At 48.5% G+C, this 13,010-nt stretch carries 13 protein-coding genes; 1 reads left to right on the top strand and 12 read right to left on the bottom strand.

Annotation, left to right across the window (positions count from 1 at the left end):
- From G1O98_RS41120 to G1O98_RS12785, 11 genes are all read right to left on the bottom strand, one after another.
- Window positions 1-369 carry a nucleotidyltransferase family protein gene (locus G1O98_RS41120; RefSeq protein WP_345940547.1) on the bottom strand — a complete coding sequence of 123 codons (369 nt, stop codon included), beginning with the start codon at window positions 367-369 and terminating at the stop codon, window positions 1-3.
- Window positions 348-1,508, bottom strand: coding sequence for an XdhC/CoxI family protein (locus G1O98_RS12830; RefSeq protein WP_163929172.1), 1,161 nt, complete (start codon window positions 1,506-1,508; stop codon window positions 348-350). Before G1O98_RS12830 ends, G1O98_RS41120 begins: the two co-directional genes overlap by 22 nt.
- A 57-nt stretch (window positions 1,509-1,565) precedes the next feature.
- On the bottom strand, window positions 1,566-3,782 hold the full coding sequence (locus G1O98_RS12825; RefSeq protein WP_163929171.1) for a xanthine dehydrogenase family protein molybdopterin-binding subunit: 2,217 nt from the start codon (window positions 3,780-3,782) through the stop codon (window positions 1,566-1,568).
- 18 nt (window positions 3,783-3,800) lie between these two features.
- Window positions 3,801-4,793, bottom strand: a complete 993-nt coding sequence (locus tag G1O98_RS12820; RefSeq protein WP_163929170.1) for a xanthine dehydrogenase family protein subunit M — start codon at window positions 4,791-4,793, stop codon at window positions 3,801-3,803.
- A complete protein-coding gene (locus tag G1O98_RS12815; RefSeq protein WP_163929202.1) occupies window positions 4,780-5,622 on the bottom strand; it encodes a 2Fe-2S iron-sulfur cluster-binding protein in 843 nt (280 codons plus the stop codon). The genes G1O98_RS12820 and G1O98_RS12815 overlap by 14 nt, the downstream gene beginning before the upstream one ends.
- A gap of 64 nt (window positions 5,623-5,686) precedes the next feature.
- Entirely contained in the window at window positions 5,687-5,989 is a 303-nt protein-coding gene (locus G1O98_RS12810) for a transposase (RefSeq protein ID WP_041565428.1), read from the bottom strand.
- Window positions 5,990-6,181: 192 nt separating this feature from the next.
- Window positions 6,182-6,736: a general stress protein gene (locus G1O98_RS12805; RefSeq protein ID WP_163929169.1), complete on the bottom strand. Its 555-nt coding sequence runs from the start codon at window positions 6,734-6,736 to the stop codon at window positions 6,182-6,184.
- Between the two features lie 186 nt (window positions 6,737-6,922).
- On the bottom strand, window positions 6,923-7,483 hold the full coding sequence (locus tag G1O98_RS12800) for an HdeD family acid-resistance protein (RefSeq protein WP_163929168.1): 561 nt from the start codon (window positions 7,481-7,483) through the stop codon (window positions 6,923-6,925).
- Between the two features lie 105 nt (window positions 7,484-7,588).
- Window positions 7,589-10,210, bottom strand: coding sequence for an ATP-dependent chaperone ClpB (gene clpB, locus G1O98_RS12795; RefSeq protein ID WP_163929167.1), 2,622 nt, complete (start codon window positions 10,208-10,210; stop codon window positions 7,589-7,591).
- A gap of 44 nt (window positions 10,211-10,254) precedes the next feature.
- Complete coding sequence (locus tag G1O98_RS12790; RefSeq protein ID WP_163929166.1) at window positions 10,255-10,572, bottom strand: chaperone modulator CbpM; 318 nt, start codon at window positions 10,570-10,572, stop codon at window positions 10,255-10,257.
- Window positions 10,569-11,576, bottom strand: a complete 1,008-nt coding sequence (locus G1O98_RS12785) for a J domain-containing protein (RefSeq protein WP_163929165.1) — start codon at window positions 11,574-11,576, stop codon at window positions 10,569-10,571. The genes G1O98_RS12790 and G1O98_RS12785 overlap by 4 nt, the downstream gene beginning before the upstream one ends.
- 97 nt (window positions 11,577-11,673) lie before the next feature.
- Here G1O98_RS12785 and G1O98_RS12780 point away from each other — a divergent pair, with 97 nt between their 5' ends.
- Entirely contained in the window at window positions 11,674-11,895 is a 222-nt protein-coding gene (locus tag G1O98_RS12780; protein ID WP_144427525.1) for a hypothetical protein, read from the top strand.
- Here the strand turns inward: G1O98_RS12780 and G1O98_RS12775 are convergent.
- Window positions 11,885-12,874, bottom strand: coding sequence for a YfdX family protein (locus tag G1O98_RS12775; protein WP_163929164.1), 990 nt, complete (start codon window positions 12,872-12,874; stop codon window positions 11,885-11,887). The genes G1O98_RS12780 and G1O98_RS12775 overlap by 11 nt on opposite strands.
- Between the last annotated feature and the right edge of the window lie 136 nt (window positions 12,875-13,010).

Here is a 13,010-nt window from a genome sequence, read left to right as displayed (position 1 = left end):
TTAATATCTTGTAACAAGTTGATTAATCAGGTCGGAGGAAACAAACGGTTGATCGCATAACATCAGTACGATCGCTTCAATCTCAGATGCGATCGCCCCAATAGCATTTAGTCCACATTGAATGGAACTGGCCATACCAGTTGACCATTTTTGATTATAAACAATGTGGATATCTAAATTTCTCAGATGCGGCTCAATAGTTTCGACGTAAGCACCCAACACAACAACAACTGGCCGACACTGAGAATTAATCGCCGCCTCTGTGATATGTCGAATTAGTGATTTACCTTGGTAAGCTAGGATCTGTTTAGGCTGACCAAGCCTTGTGGAAGCGCCTGCTGCCAAAATTATAATGCCAATGTTAGACATGGTTGCTCTAAGAGAGAATGGATCGAGCCTGGGCGATCGCGCAAGAAACTACCCCTACGTCCGCCAATTACAGCTTGAATTTCTGCCACGATGGACAGGGCGATTTCTTGGGGTGTTTCCGCAGCAATGTCTAGTCCTACAGGGTTATAAATTCGTTGTTCTTGTGCAGATGTGGTAATAATATTTTCTTCAGACAGATCATCCCACAATTTTTGCATCCGGCGTTTTGGTCCTAACACTCCCAGGTAACGCACCTGGGACGGAATCAGAGTCTTGAGAAATGCTAGGTCGCTTAGATAGCGGTGTGTCATGACAACTGCTACAGTTTGCGGTGTCAGCAAATGTTTGTATGAGTGGGAATCATTGAGTTCGCACCAGAGAATTTGGTCAACTTGAGGAAAGCGATCGCCCCTCAAATACCCTGGTCGATCATCAATTACGGTAACGTGCCAACCCAGATGTTTCGCCAAATGCACCACGGGAATCGTATCATATCCAGAACCAAATACGAGCAGTGGTACTAATGGATGAATTACTTCAATCAACACATCAACGCGTCCTTGAGGTAAAGTATATGATTGTACGCAAGTTTGTTTTTTTCTCAGTGCTTGGTGAGTGTCTATTTCTATCTTTTGAGCAATGAAAATATTAGCAACGTGATTGATGACAGTGCCATCTGATTTCAGCATCATTCGAGAACCAACTGTAATATCTGACGCTCCCTCTATTTTAAAGACAGTAGCGATCGCTCCCACTTGCCCAGACTGCAAACAATCTTGAATGAAAGACATTTGGCTCGCAGCAGTTTCATCACCTAAAGATTCAATCAAAACATCGACAACGCCATTACACCCCAACCCAAAGCCAAATACAATGTCTTCATCCGATGTAGTGTCATATCTTACTACTATCGGTTCACCACCGCCAAACATCAGTGATTGCGCCCGTTCAAAAACATCACCTTCCAAACAGCCACCGCTAATCGCACTAATCATTTGTCCATCTTCAAGCAGTAACATCCTCGCCCCTGGTCGGCGATAAACCGAGCCACTTGTTTGTACTACCGTTACTAAAGCACTACGCTGTGCTGACTTTTGGCTATGTACAAATGCTTGCAGGATATGCTGTAACTCGTTCATATACTTATTGCTCACTTACGGAACTATGTAATAGCGCTAAATTTGCGGCAGCAAATTCTACAAGAGTTTGTCAGGCGTGATGGGCAAATCTCTGATTCGCTTGCCGGTCGCGTGAAAAACCGCATTGGCGATCGCCGACGAAATTCCGACCATACCGAGTTCGCCCATGCCTTTAACACCCATCGGATTGACGATTTTATCGTCCTCCTCAACAAAGATCGTTTCGATCTCCAGAATATCGGCATTAACCGGCACATGGTAATGCTGCAAATTCGGGTTCATGATCCGCCCGTAACGATGGTCGATTTCAGTCGCCTCTTGCAGTGCCATACCAATGCCCCAGACAACGCCGCCGATTTTCTGACTGTGCGAGGCCTTCGGATTCATGATCTTGCCGCTGGCGGTCACTTCAATGACCCGCGTAACGTGGACAGTCCCCACATCCGGATCGACCTTCACTTCAATGAACTGCGCGCCGTGCGCCAACGTCGCATACTTCTCGCGCTCCTCTGAGGGACGCGACTCGAATGTTTCCGTGATTGCGGTGAGACCATTACGCTTCATCACTCCGGAGATGTTGACGAAACGCGACGGGTCGCTTTTTAGTCGCAGTCTCCCGTCGAGCATCTCGACATCGGTGGCGGCTGCCCCCTTGAGCGGAGAATTCGATTCCTGGTTCGCGAGTGCGAGCAACTTCGTGCCGATGGCCAGAGCCGCGCCGCGCACGGCCGAGCCGACGCTCGCCGTCGTCCAAGATCCCCCCTGGGACGGTGCCAGAGGGAACTTCGTGTCGCCGAGTTCAAATTTCACCTGCTCCAACTTCAGCCCCAGATACTCGGCAGCGATCATGGTCATCACGGTGTAGGTGCCGGGGCCGATGTCACTGGTCGCACTAGCAACTTGCGCCGTGCCATCCACCCGCAGCGTGATGAGGGCGGCAGCAGGCATCTGGGAAGCGTCCCAGATGCTGGTTGCCATACCCCAACCGACGAGTAGGCGTCCGTCGCGCATTGAGCGCGGCTCAAACTGGCGCTTCTTCCAGCCGAATTTTTCCGCGCCGAGCCGATAGCACTCCCGCAACGCCTTACTCGAAAATGGCTTGCCGCTCTCGGGGTCTACTTCGGCGTAGTTGATCAGCCGTAGTTCGAGCGGGTCGATCTTGAGCGCGTAGGCCAGCTCGTCCATCGCGCATTCGAGCGCGAACATACCGCTAACGGCCCCCGGTGCACGCATCCAGGTCGGGGTGGGGAGGTCAGTGTTGGTAATCTTCAGCGGCGCGTAGAGGTTCGGGCAGGCGTAGACCTGGCGCGTGAAAAGCGTGGTTTCGTCTGAGAACTCATCGATGTTGGAGGTGTTGTGTACGACTTCATGAATCATCGTGGAGAGCTTTCCCGATCGCTCTGCGCCGAGCGCGACCTTCTGAATCGTGTACGGACGATAGCCGTGGCCAGTGAACATTTGTGTGCGCGTATAGACGACCTTGACTGGGCGTTTGAGTTCCCGGGCCGCCATCGCTGTCAGCGCCGGATAATAGTTCGGGCGCAGCGACGATCCGAAAGCCCCACCGACGAAGGGTGAAAGCACGCTCACGTTTTCCTTGGGCACGCCGAAGCTCGAAGCCAAATGTGCGCGCACGCCATAGACCCCCTGCGTCTTGTCGAAGACCGTGAGCTTGTCACCTTGCCAGACCGCGATGGCCGCATGCGGCTCTATGGGGTTGTGGTGTTCGATAGGAATGCGGTACTCAGCTTCTACCTTCACAGCCGCTGTACGCATCGTCTCTTCGGGATTACCGCGCGGCTTTGGAGGCGGCCCTTGGGTGGGGACGCGCGCGATCGCTCGCACCGCCTCGGTGTCGGTCGTGTGCGGCTCTGTGTTGTAGGAGACTTTGACCAGACGTGCCGCATAACGCGCTTGCTCGTATGTCTCGGCGACGACGAGTGCCACAGGCTGCATATTGAAGAAGATTTTGTCGGACTGGAGCGCCCGAAACGACTTGTCTTGCTCATCGGTAGCGCGCGACGGAGCCTGCACCATGGAAAACTTCGGATCAAGCTTTGGTGTGTTCAGGTGCGTGAAGACGCGAATTACGCCTGCAGCGCATTCAGCCTCACGCGTGTCGATTGATTTAATCGTGCCCTTTGCTACGGTTCCCAGCACGATAAAACCGTAAGCGAGATTGGAAACCTGAAATTCTGCGGCGTATTTTGCCTTGCCCGTCACTTTTGCAATGCCGTCTACGCGGCTCATTTCTTTTCCGATGTATCTTGCCATTTCTTTTATTCTCCCTACTTACGCAACACCGCCCGACATCGCTCGCTGCAAAGCGAGAACAATGGCGCGTTTTCCGAGTTCGACTTTATAACCGTTATGTTCAAGCGGTTTCGCATCTTTGAAAGCCACTTCGGCAGCAGCCCGAAAAGTTTCTTCCGTCGCTGGTTTTCCGATCAAAACTCTTTCCGCTTCGCCTGAACGCCAAGGTTTATGCGCGACGCTTCCCAAAACAACGCGTGCCTGTTTGATGTTGTTGCCTCTTGTTTCTAAAGCAGCAGCCACGGCAAGCAGTGCGAAAGCATATGAAGTGCGATCGCGAACTTTTAGGTAATAAGACTTGTCGGCGAAGTTATTCCTCGGCATTTCGATGGCAATGATCAATTCGCCATGCTGAAGATTGTTATCTTTTTCCGGCGTATCGCCCGGCAAGCGATGAAAATCCTGGATCGGGATTGTGCGTTCTTGCCCGTTCGTGCCCCGAACCTTCACAACCGCGTCAAGCGCATAAAGCGCATTCGCCATATCGCCTGGGTAAGTTGCCACGCATTTATCGCTGTAGCCAAAAATGGCATGAATGCGATTGAGTCCCTGAATAGCTCCGCATCCGCTGCCAGGCTCGCGTTTGTTACACGGCATAGCGATGTCGTAAAAATACTGGCAACGGGTGCGCTGCATTAAATTTCCCCCGTTGGTCGCCATATTGCGAAGCTGTACGGAGGCACCAGCTAAAATCGCCATTGACAGAAGCGGGTAATTTTGCCGGACGAGCGCATGGTTAGCCGTATCAGTATTTTTGGCTAACGCGCCGATCAAAATTCCGTTCGAGGTCGATCGAATTTCCGCCAGATTCAAACCTGAGATGTCAACAAGTTCGCTGGGACGCTCGACGTATTCTTTCATCAAATCAATCAAATTTGTCCCGCCTGCGAGAAACTGTGCCGTTTGATTAGCGGAAACGGTGCCAACGGCGCTTGCTGCGTCGGTTGCGCTAGAATATTTAAACGATTTCATCGGCTTTGCCCTCCTTGAATGCAATGGCAATTTCTTCATCACTTGCAAAATGCCAGGTCTGGGCTGTTTCGCGCCCGGAATGAACTTCTCTGATTGCCGCAACGATTCCTAGATACGCACCGCAACGGCAAATGTTGCCGCTCATGCGTTCTCTGATTTCTTGATCAGAGAGTTCTAAATTCTGGGGACTCGTCCGCAAATTGTTAGTGACGTGACTCACTTCGCCGTTTTTGGCTTCCTGCAAAAGCGCCACTGCCGAACATATCTGCCCCGGCGTGCAGTAGCCGCACTGGAAGCCGTCGTGTTTGATGAACGCCGCCTGCATCGGATGAAGATTGTCGCCGTCAGCCAGCCCTTCGATGGTCGTCACCTCTTTTCCCTCGCAGCTCGCGGCAAGTGTCAGACACGAAAGCACGCGGCGTCCGTCAACGATCACTGTACAAGCACCGCACTGTCCTTGATCGCACCCTTTTTTGGTGCCGGTCAATCCAAGTCTTTCGCGTAGGGCATCGAGCAGCACCGTGCGCGAATCCACTTCCAGGCGTTGAGTAGAGCCGTTGATTTTCAACAAGACCTTAACGGCGTTTTCCACCCCAGCGGTCGAAGCGAACACTGCGTCGGGCGAAGCGGCGAGCGTGGCAAAGACCTCCTCTTTAGCCAGCAGGTGGAAGGCGAAGGTGCCGAGTGCCGCAGCCATGTTTTGCCCCAAAAATTTTCGGCGAGCAGCACCGACAATACCGAGTTCGTCGAGTAGTGTTTTTTCGTCCGCGCTGAGTTGCTCATCGCTTTCGGTTAGATCGAAGTCTTGTCGTTCTTGATTGTCGTCCATGATTCTCCTTGCAACATTCTCGAACAAGCCCTGGACAAGTGTTTGTTTTTCGCGCCGACTCTTCTCACGGTCTGCACCCACCAAAGGCGCAGAAGCACCTTCGCTCAATCCGCCCTTGCACTGCAAGAGTTGCTTGTCTATCAGATAAATTCTCTAGATATTGCATCACCAGTATCATCGCCAACCGCCAAGGTGCTTGCGCTGGCTGACCCCGTTGTGGATACAGTGATGCGAAATCTTCATCCTTATAAAAGACTCCAAGTTCATCACGCAGTCGCATATATAAATTACCTTTGGGGAACGCGGCTTTGGCTACACGTACCGTTTCATCAGGAATAGGAGGAATTTCTTCAGGATGTAAGCACATATACTGCCTCCACAGGTATTCCTTCTAGTTTATTGATTACTGAGGCAGCTAACTTAATTTTTTTCTCCCGTGTAACACACGGAAAGGAATATCTATCTTCTCCAAGTAATACACGGTAAATCCACCGTTTTTTTGTTAAGCAATATTTCGCCAACGGTATCCGTATCTCGGCGGCCACCCAAGAAGGCTTATTTAAACCTGTGGTAGCTCATAGATACCCCAATAGTTAATATTATGCTTCTTCAAAATGACTTCAGCATTTTGAATCTCCTCATCTTTGCCTTTTAGTACTAGTAAATATTCACAGCACTGGATGCGATCGCAATAACGCCTAGCTCGGTCTTCAGGAATACCTAAACTAGCTATCACCTTTACTAAATGATTTGTGGCTATAGTACTAACTGCAAGACCCGCTACACTGATAATGAATGCTGTTCCAACCGAACCGACTGCAATTATTACTCCAATACCGCCAGGAAGTACCAAACTGCTAAGACCAACTAATACGCTTCCCCAAAAACTTGTAGTTAAAGCGTCACTAACTGCTCCAGTTGTATCTACACTTTGATTGTTGATACGCGAACTGACTGATACTTCGCCAATAGGATTTATGCGATCTGCAAATTTTGCAAAAATCGCAACTTTTTCCATTGGAAAGCTTGAGGCTTTCAATTCATTAACTGATTGCTCCGCTGCTTTACGGTTAGTAAATACTCCAACAGCGTGCTTGTTATCTGTTGTAATCATATTATCCTTATTTCAGTAAGGCAGCACTAGCTCACCAATAAAACCGAAAGTTATTTCAACAAATTAGTAAATAGTTAACAGTAAACTGTTTTTCAGTTGGGAGTCAAAGTTCCTCACCACTATTGCGTGCTACGTTTGAGTTGGAGATTTAGACACCAACTCAAACTTTGATAACTGATAACTGCTTTAAACTCTTGCCCTATGGTCAGGAAAACTACGAGAAGCTAATGAAAGCATGATCATCCAAACACCCGTCAACAAAAAATTAATCCCTACAAATACTCCCAATACCCAAACTGCGCTGACAGGCCATTGATAGAGAATAAAAATCCCTAGAATAATAGCCATGATCCCGCTAAATAGTACCCAACCCCAGTTTGGATCTCGACGCATTTGAAATGCTGCAATCGCCTCCAATACACCCTCAATAAAAATGATAAATCCAAAAGCTAAGGTGAGAGAGAGTGCAGCACCAAAGATGTTGCTAATCAACAAAATCCCACCAATTACGTATAGAATACCAACTACTAGTGTTGTCCATAAGCCTCGTTTGTGACGTAATTGAAATGCATGAACAATTCGGACGATGCCAGCAATAATTAAAGTCCAGGAGAATACGATTGTGATGGCAATAGTGGCAATAAATGGTTCTGCGATCGCTGCAATTCCCAGCAGAATCATCAAAACACCTAAGACAATTGCCAATGCTGAATTTGTTCTGGTTTCTCTAAAATCTTCAGAAGTCATAGCTTTTCCAAAAATGTTTTGATATGTTGTTAAATCTTAAAAGAGAGACGCGATTAACCCAAGTCTTTCCAAGAGTTATCTCTCCCTTGTGCTCCTCTGCCCCCTCTAAGCATTGACCAGTTCAGGTGATAAGCGCTTCAACACAAGTCGTTCGTGTTCCACATGGACGTAAATTGTGTCGCCTTCGTGGAACTCGCCGCGTAGAATCGCTTTGGCAATCGGAGTTTCTAGTTCTCGCTGAATCGCCCGCTTCAGGGGACGAGCACCGTAAACTGGGTCATAACCGACCTGAACAATCCAATCGAGAGCCTGGTCGGAGATTTTGAGCGAGAGTTTACGCTCGCGCAGTCGCTCCTCTAAACGCTGCACTTGTAGTTTGACAATTTCGCGCAACTCGTCCTTCCGCAAGCTATGGAAGATAATGATTTCATCAATGCGGTTGAGGAATTCGGGGCGGAAACTTTCTCGCACTGCTTCCATGACGCGATCGCGCATTTGTTCGTACTTGCTATCGTCTCCTGCCACATCCAAAATGTATATTGAACCAATATTGCTGGTCATAATCGCGATCGTATTTTTAAAATCTACTGTGCGTCCCTGAGAATCAGTTAGGCGACCATCATCCAGGATTTGCAGCAGGACGTTGAATACATCAGGATGAGCTTTCTCAATTTCGTCAAACAGAATTACAGAATAAGGTCGGCGGCGAATCGCTTCGGTGAGTTGTCCGCCTTCTTCATAGCCCACGTAACCTGGAGGCGCACCGATGAGACGGGCAACAGCGTGTTTCTCCATGTATTCGGACATATCGATCCGCACCAGTGCATCTTCGGTATCAAACAGATATACCGCTAAAGCTTTTGCCAGTTCTGTTTTTCCCACCCCGGTCGGGCCTAAGAAAATAAAGCTGGCAATGGGACGATTCGGGTCTGCCAACCCAGCACGGGAACGTTGAATTGCATCAGCAACAGCTCTTACAGCTTCTTCCTGACCAATCACACGTTTATGTAGCTCTTCTTCCAGATGCAAGAGTTTTTGCATTTCCGATTCAACCAGTCTGCTCAACGGAATACCCGTCCACTTGGAGATAATTTCGGCAATGTCAGCTTCGGTGACTTCTTCGCGCAACAGAGATTTACCGCTAGTCTGGATTTGGGCTAGTCGCGCTTCGGCTTCTTCTAGTTGTCGTTGCAGCTCAGTGAGTTTGCTGTATTTCAGTTCTGCTGCCCGGTTGAGGTCGTAATCGCGTTCGGCTTGCTGAATTTCTACATTGACACGCTCAATCTCTTGTCTAATTTGGCGAATGCGATCGATAATTTGCTTCTCTGCCTGCCATTGAGCATTGAGAGCAACTTGCCGTTCTTTTAACTCCGCAAGTTCTCTCTCCAGCCGTTCTAACCGCTCTCTGGAAGCACTGTCTGTTTCTTTTTGCAGTGACAGCCGCTCCATTTCCAGTTGCAGAATTTTGCGATCGATTTCGTCTAATTCTTCTGGTTTAGAAGTAATTTCCATTTTTAGTTTAGCCGCAGCTTCATCCACCAAATCAATAGCTTTGTCGGGTAGGAAGCGATCGCTAATATATCTCGCAGACAGAGTAGCTGCCGCAACTAACGCACTATCAGAAATCTTCACGCCGTGGTGTAACTCGTAGCGCTCTTTCAAACCGCGCAGAATTGAGATGGTATCTTCCACACTGGGCTGATCGACATACACCTGCTGAAAACGACGTTCCAAAGCCGCATCTTTTTCAATGTACTTGCGGTATTCATCTAGCGTGGTGGCACCAATACAGCGCAATTCGCCGCGAGCGAGCATCGGCTTGAGCAAGTTGCTAGCATCCATCGATCCTTGCGTTGCACCCGCACCAACTACAGTGTGAATTTCGTCAATGAACAAGACGATTTGTCCCTGTGCTTCTTGGATTTCTTTTAAGACAGCTTTCAGGCGTTCTTCAAATTCTCCCCGGTATTTGGCTCCGGCAATTAACGCACCCATGTCTAAAGCTATTAGTTTGCGATCGCGCAATGATTCCGGGACATCACCACTGATAATGCGCTGCGCTAATCCTTCTACAATTGCTGTTTTACCGACACCGGGTTCACCAATCAGTACGGGGTTATTTTTAGTCCGACGAGAAAGGATTTGAATCGTGCGGCGAATTTCTTCATCTCGTCCAATCACTGGGTCGAGTATGCCCTCACGTGCCAATTGGGTTAAATCGCGTCCGTATTTTTCTAGCGCTTCATATTTAACTTCCGGGTTTTGATCTGTCACTTTTTGACTCCCTCGAATCTGTTGAATGATGTTGCGGAGTTTTTTTTCATCCAGTTCAAATTCTTGAAACAACCCTTTACCAAAGCGATCGTCTTTGGCAAAGGCTAGTATTAAATGTTCAATAGAAATATATTCATCACCAAACTCTTTGCGGTATTGTTCGGCGCGATCGAGCAGCCTCTCTAAACTGTGTCCGATGTATACCGAACCACTGCTAGCCCCCGATACCTTGGGCTGACGGTTGATGAAGTCGATAGTGCGCTCGTGTAGTTTTTGAACATTTACCCCGGCTTTGTTGAAAATAGAACTGGCGAGTCCTTCCTGTTCCAGTAGCGCTAGCATCAAATGTTCGCTCTCAATCTGCTGATGCTGAAACTGCTTGGCAATTTCGGGAGTACGAACAAGGGCTTCCCAGGCTTTTTCGGTAAATTGCTCAGGATTGGTTGGTTGCATAATCGTGCCCCTTAGCTGAGAAATAAATTATTTTGTTAACGCTCTTAATTACGAATTTGTAATTCAGCACGGTAGACGCGCAGTTGCGCCTTGAGTTGGGCAATTTCAGTTACCATATCTAGCACCATTGCTGCTCCGACCCAATTCAAGTTCAGATCGCGGTGCAACCTTTGAATCTGCACAACGCGAAAGATATCCTGTCGGCGCAGCATGATTCCTACAGGTTCAATTAATCCCAGGCGGGCAAATCGTTTTAATAATAAAACCGAGGTTTGGGTGAGGTAGGCGGCTTGCTCGAAACTATAGAGGCGATCGCCTGTTTCTGACCACACCACACTAGACAAACTCAGGTTAGAAATCATAATCGCACCTCCGTTAAGCCTTGACGGGAATTAAAACTACTGACCTGCCGCAATTTTTCATAGCACTCTCTTTCTTGGGGACTCAAATCTTTGGGTGTCACAATTTTTAACCGCACGATCAAAGCGGTACGATTACCTTTTGGATCGCGCCAGCCCTTGCCACGTAGTCGGAGTGCTTGGCCGGAATCCACGCCAGCCGGAATCGTCATCGTTACCTTGCCATCGGGCGTAGGAACATCTATTTGTGCGCCAAGTACAGCTTCCTCTGGGCTGACAGGTACTTCGCAAGCAAGATTGTCGCCCTCAAATTTGAAGAAAGGATGGGGCAATAATTCAATTGTCAGATACAAATCGCCGCGTTGCTGACTAAAAGGACTCATCTGTCCTTTGCCTTTGACTCGAATGCGGCTTCCCGATTTTACTCCCGGCGGAATGCGAACAGTGATAGTTTCTCCATCAATTTGTAGCTGCTTCTGTGTACCATGAAATGCTTCAGAAAAAGTGAGAGCGATCACCGCTTCTGTATCCTGTGCGGGAACATCAGTGAAGCGGCCGAAGGGGTCTTCTCCATAGCCAAAGTCGGCGTATTCCCGGAATCCTTCTGGTCTTCTTGTAGTACGATAATTAGCTGTGCGCTGCCTTGTACGACCGCCATTGCGACCTAACCCTCCCAGCAATTCATCAATAAAATCATTAAAGTTGCCATACTGGCTAAAGTCATAACCTTGTGTACCCGCCCCTCTGGGTGGAGGTGCACCCGCCGCAGCCTGTTGCCAGTACTGACCATACTGGTCATACTTCTGGCGTTTTTCCGGGTCGGACAGCACTTCATTAGCTTCGTTAATTTCTTTGAACCGCGCTTCCGCTTGCTTATCGTTAGGATTTAAGTCCGGGTGATATTTCCGTGCCAATTTCCGGTAGGCTTTTTTGATATCCTCCGGAGTGGCGTTCTTACTGACACCGAGAATTTGGTAATAATCTTTGAAATCGGTTGCTGCAACCATCAACACCTCTTGAGATTAACGAGATGGGGGGCAAAGGCATGAGGAAGATGAGGGGTAAGGGGAAAAGGGCAAGAAAGTAATATTAATGTAATTTATTATGCCTTTACCCTTTACCCGAATGGCACGAAGAAAAGGTGAAACCTTGTCAGGGCAGGGTGTTGGGGGTAGAGTTTTGGGTGTAGTGTTTCAGATAATTGAATGCAACTGCGTCAAGGAGTTCAACATCTTCTTAATTCCCCACACCCTACACCCCACACCCAAAAGCCAGGAATACCAAGGATTTACGCTTTTCTTAGTGCCATTTCCCTTTACCCTTTAACCTTTTCCCTTTCATTTCTGGCTTCTGCCCTTTTCGGGGAATCATCTGGTTTAACGACTTCGGATACTCGGTTGAAGAAACTAGAGAATTGTTCTTGAAGCTTGGCAAATGCGCCTGCTGTGTTCTCACGTGCCTTAACTTGCCGCTCTAGATTTTTAATTGCTTTGTCAAATGCTGCATACTCGCGATCGCCTCTGGCATATCCTAGTTCTTGAGCTAACTTGAGTTGGGCACGAGCATCTTCTAGCAACCTCTGTGCTGCGTCGCGATCCTTCTCTGCTAAAGTAACCGCAGTCACTAGATCGGTATGGGCTTTGACTAGCGGCAGGGGTCGAGCTTGTTCTGTCACCACTAAAGTTGAGAGCGCAAGTTGCAGCACGCCTTTGGCTTCATCAATTTTGCCTTCGTTCAACAACCGAGCTGCCTGCTTTGTTGCATCTGGATATCTCTCTAATGGCAGATTGACGATTGCTGTGCGAATCTCGCTTATCAGGTTGTTCAACAGTTCGCGAGCCGCCGGAAAATCTTCTGCAATTGCAACACCCTTTACTTGTTTGCGAATTCGGTCAACCAAATTAAAATCCTGAGGGGCAAAATCGATTATCGCTACCTGAGCCGCCACCGGAATTAGAGCTAGTTTAGGGTATTGTGCTACTAGAATGTCAATTTTTCCAGTTGCTCGTTCTAGGGCAGCAATTGCTTCTTGAGTCTTTCCGTGCTCAATGGCAGCGATCGCTTTTTTAGTTTCTTCGATTGCGGCGATCGCTTCTCGATCCAGTTTACTTTCAGCCTCAGCTGTTGCCTGTTGCCTCTCCTTTTCAATCTCCTGCTGAAGACTAGTATCAAGCTGATTCAATCTTTCAGGAGATACCGCAGCAGAGCTAACTGCATGAACGGGAGCAATGAATAAAAGCGTGGAGAAAAGAATACCCACTAACAGGACTTGCAGCCTTCTAAAGAATCTGTGATATTGGTTCACGATCATTCTCCTGGTTTATAAACTTGTTTTACGCCCCGCCGTAGCCGATGGCGCAGAGCGCCCGCTGGAAGCGATCGCAACTCTGGAAATTTACGATCTGACTTTAGACCTGGAATAAGTGCCTTTTTCGTCGCGA

The sequence above is a fragment of the Nostoc sp. UIC 10630 genome (assembly GCF_010747425.1).
In the GTDB taxonomy this organism is placed as follows: domain Bacteria; phylum Cyanobacteriota; class Cyanobacteriia; order Cyanobacteriales; family Nostocaceae; genus Nostoc.
This window is presented reverse-complemented; position numbering and strand designations above follow the sequence as displayed.